This window comes from Rhodococcus sp. CH91, from assembly GCF_022554085.1.
In the GTDB taxonomy this organism is placed as follows: Bacteria; Actinomycetota; Actinomycetes; order Mycobacteriales; family Mycobacteriaceae; genus Rhodococcus.
This window is the reverse complement of the sequence record NZ_JAKFYR010000001.1, coordinates 410,334-426,196: the sequence shown is the minus strand read 5'-3', so window position 1 is coordinate 426,196 and position 15,863 is coordinate 410,334. Positions and strand designations below refer to the sequence as shown.

General features: G+C 66.8%; 19 protein-coding genes. 9 read left to right on the top strand and 10 right to left on the bottom strand.

Going from position 1 to position 15,863, the window contains the following annotated elements:
- Positions 1–42 precede the first annotated feature (42 nt).
- The 7 genes from MOM01_RS02035 (at position 43) to MOM01_RS02005 (ending at position 4,611) form a co-directional block, all read left to right on the top strand.
- Complete coding sequence (locus MOM01_RS02035; RefSeq protein ID WP_241383710.1) at positions 43–1,200, top strand: acyl-CoA dehydrogenase family protein; 1,158 nt, start codon at positions 43–45, stop codon at positions 1,198–1,200.
- Positions 1,201–1,281: 81 nt separating this feature from the next.
- Positions 1,282–1,902: an AIM24 family protein gene (locus MOM01_RS02030; RefSeq protein WP_241383709.1), complete on the top strand. Its 621-nt coding sequence runs from the start codon at positions 1,282–1,284 to the stop codon at positions 1,900–1,902.
- A gap of 6 nt (positions 1,903–1,908) precedes the next feature.
- The gene (locus tag MOM01_RS02025; RefSeq protein ID WP_241383708.1) at positions 1,909–2,613 is read left to right on the top strand and encodes an AIM24 family protein; all 705 of its coding nucleotides are present in this window, start codon (positions 1,909–1,911) and stop codon (positions 2,611–2,613) included.
- Positions 2,610–3,365 carry an AIM24 family protein gene (locus tag MOM01_RS02020; protein WP_241383707.1) on the top strand — a complete coding sequence of 252 codons (756 nt, stop codon included), beginning with the start codon at positions 2,610–2,612 and terminating at the stop codon, positions 3,363–3,365. Before MOM01_RS02025 ends, MOM01_RS02020 begins: the two co-directional genes overlap by 4 nt.
- 139 nt (positions 3,366–3,504) lie before the next feature.
- Positions 3,505–3,702: a (2Fe-2S)-binding protein gene (locus tag MOM01_RS02015; protein ID WP_241383706.1), complete on the top strand. Its 198-nt coding sequence runs from the start codon at positions 3,505–3,507 to the stop codon at positions 3,700–3,702.
- A gap of 48 nt (positions 3,703–3,750) precedes the next feature.
- The gene (gene bfr / locus MOM01_RS02010; RefSeq protein ID WP_241383705.1) at positions 3,751–4,227 is read left to right on the top strand and encodes a bacterioferritin; all 477 of its coding nucleotides are present in this window, start codon (positions 3,751–3,753) and stop codon (positions 4,225–4,227) included.
- Positions 4,228–4,320: 93 nt separating this feature from the next.
- On the top strand, positions 4,321–4,611 hold the full coding sequence (locus MOM01_RS02005) for a GNAT family N-acetyltransferase (protein ID WP_241383704.1): 291 nt from the start codon (positions 4,321–4,323) through the stop codon (positions 4,609–4,611).
- A 6-nt stretch (positions 4,612–4,617) separates the two neighbouring features.
- Here the strand turns inward: MOM01_RS02005 and dmpG are convergent, their stop codons facing one another.
- The 4 genes from dmpG to MOM01_RS01985 form a co-directional block, all read right to left on the bottom strand.
- Positions 4,618–5,676: a 4-hydroxy-2-oxovalerate aldolase gene (gene dmpG / locus MOM01_RS02000; protein ID WP_241383703.1), complete on the bottom strand. Its 1,059-nt coding sequence runs from the start codon at positions 5,674–5,676 to the stop codon at positions 4,618–4,620.
- Positions 5,673–6,605, bottom strand: a complete 933-nt coding sequence (locus tag MOM01_RS01995) for an acetaldehyde dehydrogenase (acetylating) (RefSeq protein ID WP_241383702.1) — start codon at positions 6,603–6,605, stop codon at positions 5,673–5,675. The genes dmpG and MOM01_RS01995 overlap by 4 nt, the downstream gene beginning before the upstream one ends.
- Positions 6,602–7,447: a 2-keto-4-pentenoate hydratase gene (locus MOM01_RS01990; protein WP_241383701.1), complete on the bottom strand. Its 846-nt coding sequence runs from the start codon at positions 7,445–7,447 to the stop codon at positions 6,602–6,604. The genes MOM01_RS01995 and MOM01_RS01990 overlap by 4 nt, the downstream gene beginning before the upstream one ends.
- A gap of 100 nt (positions 7,448–7,547) precedes the next feature.
- Entirely contained in the window at positions 7,548–8,303 is a 756-nt protein-coding gene (locus MOM01_RS01985; protein ID WP_241384035.1) for an IclR family transcriptional regulator, read from the bottom strand.
- A 147-nt stretch (positions 8,304–8,450) separates the two neighbouring features.
- Here MOM01_RS01985 and MOM01_RS01980 point away from each other — a divergent pair, with 147 nt between their 5' ends.
- Positions 8,451–8,987 (top strand): J-domain-containing protein, encoded by a 537-nt coding sequence (locus MOM01_RS01980; RefSeq protein ID WP_241383700.1) that lies wholly within the window; start codon positions 8,451–8,453, stop codon positions 8,985–8,987.
- On the opposite strand, the gene MOM01_RS01975 is transcribed toward MOM01_RS01980, so the two are convergent.
- Positions 8,974–9,633, bottom strand: a complete 660-nt coding sequence (locus MOM01_RS01975) for a CoA transferase subunit B (protein WP_241383699.1) — start codon at positions 9,631–9,633, stop codon at positions 8,974–8,976. The two genes, MOM01_RS01980 and MOM01_RS01975, sit on opposite strands and share 14 nt — an antisense overlap.
- A 1-nt stretch (position 9,634) precedes the next feature.
- The gene (locus tag MOM01_RS01970) at positions 9,635–10,396 is read right to left on the bottom strand and encodes a CoA transferase subunit A (protein ID WP_241383698.1); all 762 of its coding nucleotides are present in this window, start codon (positions 10,394–10,396) and stop codon (positions 9,635–9,637) included.
- A 202-nt stretch (positions 10,397–10,598) separates the two neighbouring features.
- Here MOM01_RS01970 and MOM01_RS01965 point away from each other — a divergent pair, with 202 nt between their 5' ends.
- On the top strand, positions 10,599–11,372 hold the full coding sequence (locus tag MOM01_RS01965; RefSeq protein WP_241383697.1) for an IclR family transcriptional regulator: 774 nt from the start codon (positions 10,599–10,601) through the stop codon (positions 11,370–11,372).
- Between the two features lie 7 nt (positions 11,373–11,379).
- Here the strand turns inward: MOM01_RS01965 and MOM01_RS01960 are convergent, their stop codons facing one another.
- The 4 genes from MOM01_RS01960 to MOM01_RS01945 are packed head-to-tail and all read right to left on the bottom strand — an operon-like array spanning position 11,380 to position 15,861.
- Positions 11,380–12,201: an HpcH/HpaI aldolase/citrate lyase family protein gene (locus tag MOM01_RS01960; RefSeq protein WP_241383696.1), complete on the bottom strand. Its 822-nt coding sequence runs from the start codon at positions 12,199–12,201 to the stop codon at positions 11,380–11,382.
- Positions 12,198–12,698, bottom strand: coding sequence for a MaoC family dehydratase (locus MOM01_RS01955; RefSeq protein WP_241383695.1), 501 nt, complete (start codon positions 12,696–12,698; stop codon positions 12,198–12,200). Before MOM01_RS01955 ends, MOM01_RS01960 begins: the two co-directional genes overlap by 4 nt.
- The gene (locus MOM01_RS01950; protein WP_241383694.1) at positions 12,695–13,858 is read right to left on the bottom strand and encodes an acyl-CoA dehydrogenase family protein; all 1,164 of its coding nucleotides are present in this window, start codon (positions 13,856–13,858) and stop codon (positions 12,695–12,697) included. The genes MOM01_RS01955 and MOM01_RS01950 overlap by 4 nt, the downstream gene beginning before the upstream one ends.
- Positions 13,855–15,861: an acetyl-CoA carboxylase biotin carboxylase subunit gene (locus MOM01_RS01945; protein ID WP_241383693.1), complete on the bottom strand. Its 2,007-nt coding sequence runs from the start codon at positions 15,859–15,861 to the stop codon at positions 13,855–13,857. Before MOM01_RS01945 ends, MOM01_RS01950 begins: the two co-directional genes overlap by 4 nt.
- Between the last annotated feature and the right edge of the window lie 2 nt (positions 15,862–15,863).

The following is a 15,863-nucleotide window of genomic DNA, read 5'->3' as shown; positions in this document are numbered from 1 at the left end:
GGTTCTCCCCCACATAGACATACATATCCGGAAGGACAACGCGTGAAGCGCACGCTGTACAACGAGGACCACGAAGCGTTCCGGCAGACCGTCCGCGACTTCATCGCAAAGGAAGTCGCCCCCGTCTACCACGAGTGGGAGGAGGCGGGTCATCCCCCGCGCGAGTTCTACAACCGCATGGGTGAACTCGGGCTCCTCGGCATCCAGGTCCCCGAGGAGTACGGCGGCGGTGGCGAGACCTCGCTCAAGTTCAACGTGATCGTCGCGGAGGAGGCCTCCGCGGCGGGAGTGTCGTTCGGTTCGTCGTCGGTGCACTCGAACCTGATCCTGCCGTACATCATGCAGAACGCCACGGAGGAGCAGAAGCAGCGTTGGCTTCCCGGATTCGCCTCCGGTGAACTGATGTTCGCGATCGCGATGACCGAGCCGGGCGCCGGTTCGGATCTCGCCGGCATCGCGACGACGGCCAAGTTGTCGGAGGACGGCGGCCACTACATCCTCAACGGCGCGAAGACCTTCATCACCGGCGGTGCTCTCGCCGACCGCATCCTCGTCGTGTGCCGCACCTCGCCGTACAACCCCGAGGACCGCCGCGGTGGCCTGTCGATCCTGGTGGTGGACACCGCCACCGAAGGCTTCGCGGTCGGACGCAAGCTGAACAAGATCGGCCTCAAGACCTCCGATACCGCCGAGCTGTCGTTCGACGACGTGAAGGTCCCCGTCGCCGATCTGCTGGGCAAGGAGGGCGAGGCGTTCTCGTACCTGACGCAGAATCTCGCACAGGAACGCCTCACCATCGCCTTCGGTGCCGCTGCGACCGCGGCCGCCGCGATTCAGCACGCCATCGCATACACCGAGGACCGCAAGGTCTTCGGGAAGCCGGTCGCATCCTTCCAGAACACCAAGTTCGTGCTCGCGGAGTGCTCGACCGAGTCGCAGGCGATGCAGCTCATGGTCGACAACGCGATCGAGCTCAACGATCGCGGCGAACTGACCGTACCGGATGCGGCTCGCGCCAAGCTGTTCGCGACGGAGGCCGCCGGTCGCATCATCGACAAGTGCCTCCAGCTACACGGTGGTTACGGCTACATCACCGAATATCCCATCGCCCGCCTCTACGCCGACACGCGCGTGACCCGCATCTACGGCGGCACGAACGAAGTCATGAAGACGATCATCGCCAAAGACCTGGGACTGTAGGTCCCGCCCTTCTTCGGTGGAGTGGGCCCCGCTACCCGGGGTTCACTCCACCGAAGTCGTTTCCGGCTATCGTTTCCCGGCATGCGGTTAGTGGCGAAGACCAAGAGGGTGATCGAAGCCCACCTGAACAACTCGTCCGTACGGGCACTGTCGGGTTCGATGGTGGCCTACGAGGGGCAGGTCGGCTTCAAGTCCGCCGGATTCGGCGGTGGTGAGGGCGTGCTCGCCGGCGTGCGCCAACGCGCGACGGGCGAGGGCTTGTCGCTCATGGAGTGCACCGGTACCGGGGTCGTCTATCTGGCGCACCGGGCCCAGGACGTCACGGTGCTGGATCTCGACAACGAGACCCTGCAGGTCGAGTCGGAGCAACTCCTGGCGCTCGGTGGGAACCTGAGTACGAACGTGACGTTCGCGGGTCTGCGCGGCGGCATGAGCGGTCAGGGTCTGTTCACGACGACGGTGACAGGGACGGGACAGGTCGCGCTGCTGTCGGCCGGGGGTCCGCTCATCCACCTCGAGGTGTCGCCGCACTACCCTCTCGTCGTCGATCCCGATGCGTTCGTATGCGCCAAGGGGCAGCTCACACAGTCGTTCGTCACCGACGTGTCGTGGCGGTCCGCCATCGGACAGGGTAGCGGAGAAGCGTTCTCGCTCGAGTGGACCGGCGTGGGCGTGGTGTCCGTCCAGCCGGCGGAACGGTAGGGACAGATGACCTTCACGAAGATCAACAGCAAGGTCGTCCGTGCCGATCTGCGCGGATCCGGACCGATCGTGGCCCGCCGCGGCGCGATGCTGTTCTACACCGGCACTGTACAGTTCTCCCCTCACGGTGTGCCCGGCGGGACCGGCACCGCTCCCGGTCTCGGCGGACTCGCCGGGATGGCGGGTCGCATGCTTCGAGGTGAGCACGAGGCCACGATGCTCGCGCAGGGCGACGGTGTCGTGCACTACGGCTTCCGGGGCCTCGAGACGCACGTCGTCGACATCGCCGCCGGCGGCGAACTGCGGGTCGAGGCGTCGCGTCTGCTCGCCCACACCGCGGGTCTGCAGTCGACGGTGGTGTCGGTGGCCGCGACCGCAGGAGGCAGCGGGGGCGGAGGCGGACTGTTCGGTGCGCTGCGCGGCGCCGCCACCGGCGCGGTGACCGGCACCGGCATGTTCACGACGCAGCTGAGCGGCCACGGCGCAGCGGTAGTGCTCGCGCACGGTGGAGTGTTCGAGCTGCGTGTGGGCGGCCCCGACCCCGTGGTCGTCGACCCTCAGGCGTTCGTGGCCTCCTACGGCCCGGTCCGAACCGAGTTGAAATCGTCGATGAGCTGGCGGAATGTCGGACGCACCGGCGGGGAGGCCGTGCAACTCGAATGCACCGGGCAAGGCGTCGTCTATGTGCAGGCATCGGAGGAGAAGCTGTGAGCACCGTCCTGAATCCGTCGAGCTTCACCGGCAACGACAACGTGCCGGGCAACCCGTACGCCTACTGCATCGACCTGCAATCGCCGTGGTTCCTGTCGAAAGGCGCGATGATCGCGTATTACGGCAGGGTGCAGTTCTCGGCGCTCACGCACGGACTGCACGGGCAGTTGCTGCACATGGTGGCGAGCCGGTTCTCGGCTCCCCTCTATCTCGGCGACTACGTCGTCGCCGACGGCGCCGGAAAGCTGATCCTCGGAGATCGCGGATACGACATCAACTCCTACGATCTCGAGGACGGCAACCTCACGATCCGGCAGGCCAATCTGCTCGCCTTCGAACCGGGGCTCTCGCTCAATCAGTCGATCGTCCCCGGTTTCCTCACCCTCATCGGCACGGGACGTTTCCTCGCGTCGTCGAACGGACCGGTGATGTTCGCCGAACCTCCCCTGCGAGTGGATCCCGAGGCGCTCGTCGGCTGGGCCGACTGCCCGTCCCCCAGCCACCACTACGACGAATCGTGGATCACCGGTTTCGTCTCGTCCGGCGCACACCGCTTCGGGGTGCAGTCCGGTGAGGAGCGGCAGTTCGATTTCACGGGCGCGGGCACCGTACTGATCCAGTCCAGCGAGAAGGTTCTCGACGACTCGTCGCTGGTGCGCACGATCGAGAATCAGATCCCCGGTCTCACCGCGCCCGGCCTGCAGCGGATCAACCAGGTGGTCGCTCAGCAGATGCAACAGCAACAGCCGTGAGGCGCCCGGCCGAGGCACCGATTTATCACAGATTCACACAACCCTTTCTGTGACCATGATCACAAGCTAGGCTTACCTAAGTGGTTATAAGGTTTGGGAAGCCTAAGCAAGTATCCCCCGGTCCAGAAAGGTGGCTGTGATGATCGTCTGCAGTTGCCACGCTCTCACCCACCACCACATCGAGGCCGAGGTGGCCGCAGGGGCACGATGCACCCGCGAGGTGAGCGCGAAATGCCGCGCCGGCACCGATTGTGGCAACTGCGTACGGAACATCTCGGCGATCATCAGGCAAGCTCGACTGCGGAATGAGAGCATCGACCTCGAGACCGCCGTGTAGCCAGCCCCTACCCGGCGGTAAACCTGATGGTTCACCCCGGGAGGTGCCGTGAAGGGCGACAAGAAGGTCATCGAGCTGCTCAACGAACAACTCACAGCGGAACTCACTGCGATCAACCAGTACTTCCTCCATTCGAAGATGCAGGAGGATCGCGGATGGTCGAAGCTGGCGAAGCACACCCGCGACGAGTCGTTCGACGAGATGCGTCACGCCGAACGCCTGACCGATCGAATCCTCTATCTCGACGGACTGCCCAACTACCAGCGCCTCGGCGCGCTGCGTCTGGGCCAGACCGCTCGCGAGATGCTCGAAGCCGATCTGCAGGTGGAGATCGAGGCGCGCGACCGGCTCCGTAAGGGATCGGAGTACATGCGCTCCGTCAGCGACATCACCTCGGCGAACATCTTCGAGGACATCCTCGCCGACGAGGAGGAGCACATCGATTATCTCGAAACCCAGCTCGATCTGATCGAGCAGCTCGGCGAACCGCTGTACCTCGCCCAGCACATCTCTCCGCCGGAGTAGGCCGGAACAGCAGAACGGGCCGCGGCGCTGCGCCGCGGCCCGTTCTCTATGCTGTGGGACACACCTGCTTCGTCGACGGTGGAGAGGAAGACCATGAGCGACTCGTCCGTGACCGTGGCACACAACCCCGAAAAGCAGCGTTACGAGCTCCGGGACGACGACGTCGTCATCGGGTACACGCAGTACCGTCCCGATGACGACGGTCGCCTCGTCTTCGATCACACCGAGGTCGACAAAGGATATTCCGGTCAGGGGCTCGCCGGCAGACTCGTCGGGTTCACACTCGACGACGTCCGTGCACGCGGCAAGCGCATCGTCGCGATCTGCTCCTACGTCGACAAGTACGTCACCGAGCACCCCGAATACCGGGATCTCGCCGACTGAGCGTCCTCAGTGGCCGGCGCGGTTGCGCAGGTCGAGGGCGACGTCGGTGATCATGTCCTCCTGGCCACCGACGAGTCCGCGGCGACCGATCTCGACGAGGATGTCGCGGGTGTCGAGACCGTAGATGCTCGCCGCGGTCTCGGCATGACGCAGGAAGCTCGAGTACACACCCGCGTAGCCGAGGGTGAGGGTCTCGCGGTCGACCTGGACCGGGCGGTCCTGCAGCGGACGCACGAGATCGTCTGCGGCGTCCTGCAATCCGAACAGATCGCACGAGTGCTTCCAGCCGTGCAGGTCGGCGACCGCCACGAACGGCTCGATCGGGCAGTTGCCGGCGCCGGCGCCGTGCCCGGCGAGCGAAGCGTCGACGCGGATGACGCCTTCCTCGACCGCCACGACCGAGTTCGCGACCGACAGCGACAGGTTCTGATGCGCGTGGATACCGATCTGGGTGGTCTCGTCCAGAACGGCCCGGTAGGCGCGGATGCGCTCGCGGACACCGTCCATCGTGAGGCGTCCGCCGGAATCGGTGACGTAGACGCAGTCGGCCCCGTAGGACTCCATGAGCTTGGCCTGACGCGCGAGTTCCTCCGACGGAGCCATGTGCGACATCATCAGGAAGCCGGACACGTCCATGCCGAGTTCCTTCGCGGCGGCGATGTGCTGTGCGGAGACGTCGGCCTCCGTGCAGTGCGTCGCGATGCGCACCGAGCGCACACCGATCTCGTAGGCGCGCTTCAGTTCGTGGACGGTACCGATGCCGGGGAGCAGGAGCGTGGTGAGAGTCGCCGAGTTGATGGCTCCGGCAGCAGCTTCGAGCCACTCCCAGTCGGTGTTGCTGCCCGGACCGTAGGTCAGGGAGTGCCCGGCGAGACCGTCGCCGTGGGACACCTCGATCGCGTCCACTCCGGCACGGTCGAGCGCACCGGCGATCTTCGCGACGTCCTCCGGCGTGATGCGGTGACGGATGGCGTGCATGCCGTCACGCAGGGTCACGTCCTGGATGTACAGAGCCGTTCCGTCGCTTGCGTATTCACGATTCGTCGTTGCCGTCGTCGTGGTCATGCCGTCACCTGGTCCTTCTTGCGTGCCGCCACGGCGCGCGCGACCTGCAGCGCCGCAGAGGTCATGATGTCGAGATTGCCCGCGTACTCGGGCAGGTAGTGTGCTGCGCCCTTGACCTCGAGGAAGACCGCGACCTTCCACAGCGGGCCGGTGTGATCAGTGAGCGTCACCATGGACTCGGCGACCTCGGTGAACTGCACCTCCTGCTTGAGGGTGTAGCCGGGCACGTACTGGGCGACCTTCGCGATCATGGCCTCGATCGAGGCGACGATCTCGTCCTTGCGGTCCTCACCGACGAGCGCGAGAACCGTGTCGCGCATGATCATCGGGGGCTCGGCCGGATTCAGGATGATGATCGCCTTGCCACGGGTGGCGCCGCCGATCTTCTCGATGGCCTGCGAGGTGGTCTCGGTGAATTCGTCGATGTTGGCACGGGTACCCGGTCCTGCGGACTTCGACGAGATCGAGGCGACGATCTCGGCCCAGTGCACCTTGGTGACCTGCGAGATGGCCGCGACGATCGGGATCGTCGCCTGTCCACCACAGGTGACCATGTTGACGTTCGGGGCGTCGAGATGCTCGGTGAGGTTCACCGGCGGCACGACGTAGGGGCCGATCGCTGCCGGCGTGAGGTCGATGAGCATCTTGCCGTGCGGGCGGAGAAGCTTCTCGTTGTACTCGTGCGCCTTCGCCGAGGTGGCGTCGAAGACGATGTCGATCTCGTCGAAACGGGGATGCTCGAGGAGGCCGTCGACGCCCGTGGAGATGGCGTCGATGCCGAGACGCTTCGCCCGGGCGAGTCCGTCGGACTCGGGATCGATACCGACGAACGCGACGGTCTCGAGTTCGGCGTCGGCGAGTCGTTTGATCTTGATGAGCAGGTCGGTTCCGATGTTGCCCGACCCGATGATGGCAACCTTGGTGGTCATGAGTTCTCCTGTGCCTGAGAGCTTTCGGAAGAGAATTGCGCTGTCACGGTGCCGAGCGACGAGATCTCGGCACGCACGGTGACGCCGGGCGGTGCCGGGACCATGGGGCCGAGCGCTCCCGACAGCACGACCTGCCCTGCGCGCAGGGGCTGCCCGAACTCACGTGCCGTGCGCGCGAGCCACAGCAGTGCGTTCAGGGGATCGCCGAGGCACGCCGCTCCGGTTCCCTCGGAGACGAGTTCGTCGTCGACGTACATCCGCATGGTGACGTCGATCGGTTCGAATTCGTCAAGCGTGAGGGTCTGCGAGCCGAGTACGTACAGACCGCTGGACGCGTTGTCCGCGACCGTGTCGGTGATCTTGATGTCCCAGCCTGCGACGCGGCTGTCGACGATCTCGAGCGCGGCCACGGCGTGCCCGACCGCTGCCCGGACGGTCGCGAGATCGAGATCGTCCGAGTCGAGGTCGTCGGAGAGGACGAACGCGATCTCGGCTTCGGCCTTGGGCTGGAGCAGACGCTCGCTGGGGACCTCGTCGAGGTCGGTGACGTCCATGTCCTCGAAGAGGACACCGAAGTCGGGGCGGTTGACACCGAGCTGCTGCTGCACCGCCGGAGAGGTCAGGCCGATCTTGCGCCCGACGATGCGGGCACCCTCGACGAGCCGGCGTTCGGTGAGCTGTTGCTGCACCTCGTACGCCAGATCGATGTCGATCTCTCCCAGCAGGTCGCGGACCGGGCCACACGGCGCGGAGTTGCGCGTGGCCTCGATGAGGCGGTCGGCCGCCGCACCGACGATGCGGGTCCGATCCGCCGCGGATGTGGTGTTCGAGCTGGTAGTCATCACGTCCTCGTCGTTCGTTGGATACGACCATCGTGACGGGGACCCCCAGCCCTACCTAGCCTCGCGTTCCGGTGAGTGAGACGTTGCCGGGTATGCGGGGTCAGAGATTGCGGATGGCCTCCCGGCGGGCGTGGGTGGCGGCGATACCCGCGGCGGCCGCCTTCACCGCACCGGCGTGCTTCTCCGGACGGAACCGGGTGACGGGACCGGTGACACTCACCGCCGCGACCGGGCGGTCGTCCGCGTCGAAGATCGGGGCCGCCACGCAGGCGAGCCCGACCGCCGACTCCTCGAATTCGAAGGCCACGCCGCGCTCCACCACGGACGCGAGATTCGCACAGAGCCGGCCGGGGGTCGTGATGGTGCGAGGAGTCTTGCGGGGCAGCCCCGACCCGATCACCTCGGCCAGTAGTTCCGGCGACGAGAAGGCGAGCAGCGCCTTCCCGATTCCGGTGCAGTACATCGGCATCCGCCCACCGATACGCGAGGGCGTCGATGCGGGACGATGCCCGCCGATCTTGGAGACGTAGACCACCTCGACACCCTCGGGAACTCCGAGATGGACGGTCTCGTGGGTGCGTTCGTAGAGATCCTCCATGAAGGGAATCGCGACCTCGAGCAGGCCACGTTCGACGGAGGCACGCAGACCGAGTTCGAAGAGCTGAGCACTGAGCCGGTAACCCGGCGGGTCCTTGTCCAGCAGGCGCACCGCGACGAGATCACCCACCACGCGATGCAGCGTCGCCTTCGGCAGGCCCGTACGCCGGCCCAGCTCGGCGAGTGTGAGGACGTGGTCGTCGGCGGTGAAGGCCCACAGCACCGTGACGACCTTGCCCAGCACCGTATTGGTGTCCACGCCGTCGCCCGGGGGGCGGGTGTACACCGACGGAACAGGCGATTCCCGCTGACCTTCCACGTGGCACAGGTTAGGACACGCGCTGCCACCCGGGCGATACACCCGCAGTGACGACCGGGCCCGTGCGCCCGCTGGCATCCTGGATGTGTGACGGAACGCAAGCGGTGGGACCTCACGTTCGAGACGTGGATCGAGCGGCAGATCCGCGTCGCGCAGGACCGTGGTGATTTCGACGATCTGCCCGGTTACGGCAAGCCCATCCCCGATCACGGTGACGACGAACTGTGGTGGGTGAAGAGTTATCTCGCGCGCGAAGGACTGTCGACCGAGGCGTTGCTGCCGCCCGAACTACAGCTGCGGCGCGAGATCGAGCGACTGCCCACCACGGTCGGTTCGGCACCCAGCGAGAAGGTCGTTCGCGAGATCGTCGCCGATCTCAACCGCCGGATCGCCGACTGCCTGCGCTTTCCCAGCGGAGTCCCCGTGCCGGTCCGCAAAGTGGACGCCGACGAGGCGGTGGAGACGTGGAAGGCCGAGCGCGCACGCCGCCGCGAGCAGGCGAGGACGGCCTTGAATTCGACACGACCCCGGCTCGAAACGGTGTCCGAAACCGGGGTCGTGCGGAGACGGGGAATTCTCCGCTGGTTCCGCCTGCGGAACCGGTCGATCGTCAGGGAAGGCTGAGCGGCGCCCCTGTCGCAGCGCGCACCTGCTCCTCGGTGACGCCGGGTGCGCACTCGCGCAGTACCAGTCCGTCGGTGGTCACGTCGATCACCGCGAGGTTCGTGATGATGCGCTGAACGACACCCTCACCGGTGAGTGGCAGCGAGCACTCCGAGACGATCTTCGGATTGCCCTGCTTGTCGGTGTGTTCCATCAGGACGATGACCTTGCGGGCACCGTGGACGAGATCCATCGCCCCGCCCATGCCCTTGACCATCTTGCCGGGGACCATCCAGTTCGCCAGGTCGCCGGTGGCCGAGACCTCCATGCCACCGAGCACTGCGGTGTCGATGTGACCGCCGCGGATCATGCCGAAGCTCAGCGCGGAGTCGAAGAAGGCCGCACCGGGATTGACCGTCACCGTCTCCTTGCCGGCGTTGATCAGATCCGGATCCACGGCGTCCTCGGTGGGATACGGCCCGGTCCCCAGGATCCCGTTCTCGCTGTGCAGGGTGACATGCACACCCTCGGGCAGGTAGTTGGGGATCAGCGTCGGAAGTCCGATACCGAGGTTGACGTACTCCCCCGGCGACAACTCCTGCGCGGCCCGTGCGGCCATCTCGGTCCGGGCCCACCCGACGGCCTGTGTTTCCACGCTCGCTGTCATCTCAGGCACCCTTTCCGGCGGAGACGGTCCGCTTCTCGATCTGCTTGTCCTGGACACCGGTGTGCACGATCCGGTTCACGAAGATCCCCGGCAGGTGCACCTCACCCGGATCGATCTCGCCCGGCTCCACGAGTTCCTCGACCTGCGCGACACAGACGCGACCGGCCATGGCGGCGAGCGGGTTGAAGTTCATCGCGGCCTTGTTGAACACGAGATTGCCCTCGGTGTCGCCCTTGATCGCGTGCACCAGCGAGAAGTCGGCGGTGATGGACTCCTCGAGTACGTACCGCTTGCCCCGGAACTCGCGGATCTCCTTCGGCGGCGACGCCACGGCGACCGAACCGTCGGAGTTGTACTTCCACGGCAGACCACCCTGGGAGATGGGTGTGCCGACCCCGGCGGGGGTGAAGAAGGCGGGGATGCCCGCGCCACCGGCGCGCAGCTTCTCGGCGAGCGTGCCCTGCGGCGTGAGCTCGACCTCGAGTTCACCCGAGAGGTACTGCCGGGCGAATTCCTTGTTCTCCCCCACATAGGACGCCGTGACCCGGCGGATCCGGCGCTCCGCCAGGAGGATTCCGAGCCCGTGCCCGTCGACACCGCAATTGTTGGAGAACACCTCGAGATCGGTGGCGCCGGAGTCGGCGATCGCCTGGATCAGGATGTCCGGGATGCCGCACAATCCGAACCCGCCCACCGCGAGCGTCGCACCGTCGCGGACATCCGCGACGGCCTCCGCCGCCGTTTCGAACACTTTCGTTGCCAACTCACACCTCTCCGGATCCTGGGGAGTCGCGGTGACCCCACTGAACGAATCACGTCCACTGGATGAACGCCTTCACGGTCCTGGCTACAAATAAAGATGGTGCAGGTCGCGAAAACAAGTGTTCCCGGTAACAAGGCGACAATTGGTCGTTCATCGAACGCCGGACGGAATTGCGTCCACTGAGTGGACGTAGGATGAGGCCATGTCGTCGGAGTCTCGGGGTCAACTGGTCGCGCGGATCACAGCGTTGCTGCGCACCATCTCGTCGCACGAACCCTCGGGTGTGACGACATCGGAGGTCGCCCGCGCCACCGACCTGGCCCGGCCCACCGTGCACCGCCTGCTCACCTCGCTCGCCGAGGAAGGACTCGTCGATCGGGATCCGGCGTCGGGCCGCTGGGCGCTCGGGCCCGAACTCTATCTGCTGGGCTCCCTCGCATCCGCACGCTACGACATCACCGACCTCGCGGGAGACGTGCTCCGCGATCTGGCGCGCGCGACAGGCGAGAGCGCGTTCCTCTCGGCGCGACGAGGGGACGAGACCGTGTGCCTGGCACACGAAGAGGGCAGTTTCCCGCTCCGATCACACGTACTCCACATCGGAATCCGCTTTCCCCTCGGTGTCGCCTCGGCGGGCCTGGCGATCCTCGCGCACATGCCCGACCAGGACATCGCGGCCTACCTCTCCCGGGTCGATCTCGCACACGATTGGGGCGCCGACCACACCCGGCCCGCGCTCGAGAAGCGGATCGAAGCGACGCGACTGGCGGGCTACGCCGTCAATCCTGCCCTTCTCGTCGAGGGCAGCTGGGGTATGGGCGCCGCGGTGTTCGATCACCGCGGCGCCCCGACGTGGGCGTTGAGCCTGACCGGCGTGGAGAGCAGGTTCCGCCCCGGCCGGCTACCCGAACTCGGCGAAGCGCTGCTCGACAGCGCCCACCGGCTCACCCAGCTCCTGCGTCACCGTCCCCGATGACTCACGGTCACGCCGAACCGGCGGCCGACGCGCGGTGCAGCACCCGCTCGGCGTGACGCAGCACCGGAGCGTCGACCATCTTCCCTTCGAAGTCGAACACGCCCCGTTCCGATCCGGCGGCGTCGAGCACGCGTCGTGCCCAGGCCTCCTCCTCCGGGGTGGGGGCATACGCGCGACGGATCACGTCGACCTGGCCCGGATGGATGGAGACCTTGATGTCGAATCCGACCGCCACGGCATCGAGCGCTTCCTCGTACAGGCCGTCGGTGTCCTTGATGTCGAGATACACCGAGTCCAGCGCCCACCGGGCGTGCCCCTTGGCGGCGAGCAGGGTCACCGACCGGGCGTGTTGCGCCACCGCGCGATACGTCCCGTCGGCGCGCCGGCTCGCATTGCCACCGAGCCCTGCCACGAGATCCTCCGCACCCCACATCATCCCGAGTGTGTTCTCCGCGGTCGCGATGTCTTCCACCGCGAGCACGCCCAGCGGCGACTCGACGAGCGCCACCACCTCGAAGGGTGCGAGCGAGCGCACCTCGTCGCCGCTCTCGCACTTGGGCAGCATGACCCTGGTGTACGCCGTGCGGCCGAGAGCTTCGAGGTCGGCCTCGTGGTCGACCGTACCCACCGGATTGACGCGCACCACGGTGCGCTCGGGATCGAGCGGAGTCGCGACGAGAGCTTCCCTCGCGGCCGGCTTGTCGGCCGCCGAGACGGCGTCCTCGAGATCCAGGATCACGACGTCGGCGCGCTCGGCGGCCTTGGCGTAGCGGTCGGGGCGGTCGGCGGGGCAGAACAACCACGCCGGACCCGGCAGTAGCCAGCTCATTCGACCGGCCTCTTCCGGACGAGGGTCTTGCGCACGGCGACCGCGACGACATCACCGTGCTGGTTCCGGCCCGTGTGCTCGAGAGTCACGATGCCCTCACCCGGGCGGCTCTTCGACTCCCGCTTGTCGACGATCTTCGTCTCGGCGTAGAGCGTGTCGCCGTGGAACAGCGGCTTGGGGAAGGACACCTCGGAGAAACCGAGATTCGCGACGATCGTGCCCTGGGTGAGCTGGGTGACGGACAGGCCCACGATGGTGGAGAGTGTGAACATCGAATTGACCAGTCGCTCACCGAAACTCGTCTCTGCGGCGTATGCGGCGTCGAGATGCAGAGCCTGGGTGTTCATCGTCTGCGTGGTGAAGAGCGTGTTGTCGGCCTCGGTGATCGTGCGACCGGGGCGGTGCTCGTAGATCGCACCCAGTTCGAATTCCTCGAACCACAGCCCCCGCTGGACGATCCGCTTCTCGGTGGTGGTCTCGTGCGCGGTCCCGCTCACAGTCCCAGCTCCCGTCCGACGAGCATGAGCTGCACCTCGGTGGTGCCCTCACCGATTTCGAGGATCTTGCTGTCGCGGTAGTGACGTGCCACCGCGTACTCGTTCATGAACCCGTACCCGCCGTGGATCTGCGTCGCATCGCGCGCGTTGTCCATCGCGGCTTCGGAAGCGACGAGCTTCGCGATCGCGGCCTGCTTCTTGAACGGCTTGCCGGCGAGCATCGCGGCGGCGGCGTCGTAGTAGGCGGTACGGGCAACGTGCGCACGCGCCTCCATGCGGGCGATCTTGAAAGCGATGGCCTGGTTGTTGCCGATCGGGCTGCCGAAGGCCTCACGCTCCTTGGCGTACTTGACCGATTCGTCGACACAACCCTGCGCGGCACCGGTGGACAGCGCCGCGATGGCGATGCGGCCCTCGTCGAGGATGCGCAGGAAGTTCGCGTACCCGCGGCCCCGCTCGCCGAGCAGATTCTCCTCGGGCACACGCACATCGGCGAAGGTGAGCGGATGAGTGTCGGAGGCGTTCCAGCCGACCTTGTTGTAGGCCGGTTCGGCGGTGAATCCCGGAGTGGTGGTCGGCACGAGGATCGTCGAGATCTCCTTCTTGCCGTTGTCCTTCACCCCCGTGACCGCCGTGACCGTCACCAGCGAGGTGATGTCGGTACCCGAATTGGTGATGAACTGCTTGTTGCCGTTGATGACCCACTCGCCGTTCTCGAGCTTGGCGGTGGTCTTGGTGCCTCCGGCGTCGCTGCCGGCTCCCGGCTCGGTCAGGCCGAAGGCGGCGAGGTTGCGGCCACTCGCGAGCTGCGGCAACCACTGCTGCTTCTGCTCCTCGTTGCCGAAACGGTAGATCGGCATCGCGCCGAGCGACACGCCTGCCTCGAGAGTGATGGCGACGGACTGGTCGACCTTGCCGAGTTCCTCGAGAGCGAGGCACAGCGCGAAGTAGTCGCCGCCCATGCCGCCGTACTCCTCCGGGAACGGGAGGCCGAACAGGCCCATCTCCGCCATACCCGCGACCACCTCGTAGGGGAACGAGTGCGCGGCGTCGTGCTCGGCCGCGACCGGCGCGACGACCGTACGCGCGAAGTCGGCAACGGTCTTGCGCAGCTGCTCGTACTCGTCGGGAAGTTGGCCCGTGGCCAGATAGTCCGTCATTGCTCTGCCTCTTCCGTGTCGGCGTGCGGGGTGACCCGCGCGAGAAGTTGATCGACCTTGACCTGCTCACCTGCGGCCGCGAACAGCTCGACGGTGCCGTCGACGGGGGCGGTGAGCGAATGTTCCATCTTCATGGCCTCGACGACGACGAGCGTCTGCCCGGCCGTCACCGTGTCGCCGGAGGCGACGGACACCGCGATGACGGCACCGGGCATGGGGCTGGTGATGTCGGCATCGCCGGCGTGCGCATCGTCGCCGCGTACGGACGCCTCCCGTACCTCGCGGACGAAGACGCTGCCGTGACCGTCGGCGAGCCAGATCGCACCCTCGGATTCGGCGACGCGATAGCTGTGGCGACGACCGTCGAGCACCACGGCGAGCGTGGATCCGCTGCGCTCGGCGGAGATCGAGAAGCTGTCTCCGTCCTCGACATCCGCCCGGCCGTCACGTGGCGACCCGCGCAGGTGGACGTGAGCGGTGCGGTCGCCGGCAGCGAACCGGAAGACGAGCGGCCGGTGGGCGCCGATCCGCCAGCCGTCGGGCACCTCCCACGGATCGGATGCGTCGTCCTTCCAGTGCTCGAGCCACCGCAGAGCGGCAGCGGCGACGAGCGTCGAATCCGCGACATCCGGCGCGGTGTAGTCACCGAGACGACGGTCGAGCAGACCGGTGTCGAGCGCCCCTGCGACCACTTCGTCGTCGGCGAGCAGGAAACGAGCGAAGTCGATGTTGGTGACGACGCCGAGCACGGCGGTACCGGCCAGCGCGCGGTCGAGGCGGCGCAGCGCACCGGCACGATCGTCGGCATGGGCGATGACCTTGGCGAGCATCGGGTCGTAATCGCTGCCGACGCGCGTTCCGGCCCGGATTCCGGAGTCCACCCGCACCCCGGGGCCGGTGGGCTCGACCACGTCGGCGATCGTCCCGCCGGTGGGCAGGAACCCACGGGCCGGGTCCTCGGCGTAGACGCGGGCCTCGATCGCGTGGCCGGTGAGCGTGATGTCGTCCTGACCGAAGCCGAGCGGCTCGCCGCCGGCGATTCGCACCTGCCACTCGACGAGGTCGAGACCGGTGACCATCTCGGTGACCGGATGCTCGACCTGCAGCCGGGTGTTCATCTCCATGAAGAAGAACTCGTCGGGCTTGTCGGCGGAGACGATGAACTCGACGGTGCCCGCACCGGTGTAGTCGACGCTGCGCGCGGTGTTGCAGGCGGCCTCACCGATGCGGGCTCGGGTGACCTCGTCGAGCAGTGGCGAGGGCGCCTCCTCGATGACCTTCTGGTGGCGTCGCTGCAGGCTGCACTCGCGTTCACCGAGATGCACCACGTTGCCGTGCGCGTCGGCGAGGATCTGCACCTCGATGTGGCGGGGACGCTGCACGAAGCGCTCGAGGAAGAGGGTGTCGTCGCCGAACGCCGAAGCCGCTTCACGGCGGGCGGATTCGAGGGCGGCGGGCAGGTCGGCGGGGTCGGTGACCAGGCGCATACCCTTACCACCGCCGCCCGCGGACGGCTTGACCAGCACCGGATAGCCCACTTCGTCGGCGCCGGCGATCAATTCGGCATCGGTCAGGCCCGGACGGGAGATGCCCGGTACGACCGGCACTCCGAACTTCGACACCGCGGCCTTGGCGGTGATCTTGTCGCCCATGGTCTCGATCGCGTGCGCCGAGGGTCCGAGGAAGGCGATGCCCGCGGTGGCACAGGCGGCGGCGAAAGCAGAGTTTTCCGAAAGGAATCCGTATCCGGGATGGATCGCCTGGGCGCCGGTCGCCAAAGCCGCATCGACGACCTTGTCGATCGCCAGATAGCTCTCACGCGCTGCCGCGGGCCCGAGCAGTACCGCCGTGTCCGCTTCGTGGACGTGCCGGGCATCGCGATCGGCCTCGCTGAACACCGCGACCGAGCGAATGCCCATTGCCTTCAGGGTGCGGATGACGCGCACCGCGATCTCACCGCGATTGGCGACGAGCACCGTATCGATCCGAGTCGTATCAGTCATGT

Excerpts from the sequence above, each read along its gene's own strand:
- MOM01_RS02030 (WP_241383709.1), top strand. The coding sequence starts at position 1,282 with ATGCGGTTAGTGGCGAAGACCAAGAGGGTGATCGAAGCCCACCTGAAC.
- MOM01_RS02025 (WP_241383708.1), top strand. The coding sequence starts at position 1,909 with ATGACCTTCACGAAGATCAACAGCAAGGTCGTCCGTGCCGATCTGCGC.
- MOM01_RS02015 (WP_241383706.1), top strand. The coding sequence starts at position 3,505 with ATGATCGTCTGCAGTTGCCACGCTCTCACCCACCACCACATCGAGGCC.
- MOM01_RS02005 (WP_241383704.1), top strand. The coding sequence starts at position 4,321 with ATGAGCGACTCGTCCGTGACCGTGGCACACAACCCCGAAAAGCAGCGT.
- dmpG (WP_241383703.1), bottom strand. The coding sequence starts at position 5,676 with ATGACCACGACGACGGCAACGACGAATCGTGAATACGCAAGCGACGGA.
- MOM01_RS01995 (WP_241383702.1), bottom strand. The coding sequence starts at position 6,605 with ATGACCACCAAGGTTGCCATCATCGGGTCGGGCAACATCGGAACCGAC.
- MOM01_RS01990 (WP_241383701.1), bottom strand. The coding sequence starts at position 7,447 with ATGACTACCAGCTCGAACACCACATCCGCGGCGGATCGGACCCGCATC.
- MOM01_RS01975 (WP_241383699.1), bottom strand. The coding sequence starts at position 9,633 with ATGACAGCGAGCGTGGAAACACAGGCCGTCGGGTGGGCCCGGACCGAG.
- MOM01_RS01965 (WP_241383697.1), top strand. The coding sequence starts at position 10,599 with ATGTCGTCGGAGTCTCGGGGTCAACTGGTCGCGCGGATCACAGCGTTG.
- MOM01_RS01960 (WP_241383696.1), bottom strand. The coding sequence starts at position 12,201 with ATGAGCTGGCTACTGCCGGGTCCGGCGTGGTTGTTCTGCCCCGCCGAC.
- MOM01_RS01950 (WP_241383694.1), bottom strand. The coding sequence starts at position 13,858 with ATGACGGACTATCTGGCCACGGGCCAACTTCCCGACGAGTACGAGCAG.
- MOM01_RS01945 (WP_241383693.1), bottom strand. The coding sequence starts at position 15,861 with ATGACTGATACGACTCGGATCGATACGGTGCTCGTCGCCAATCGCGGT.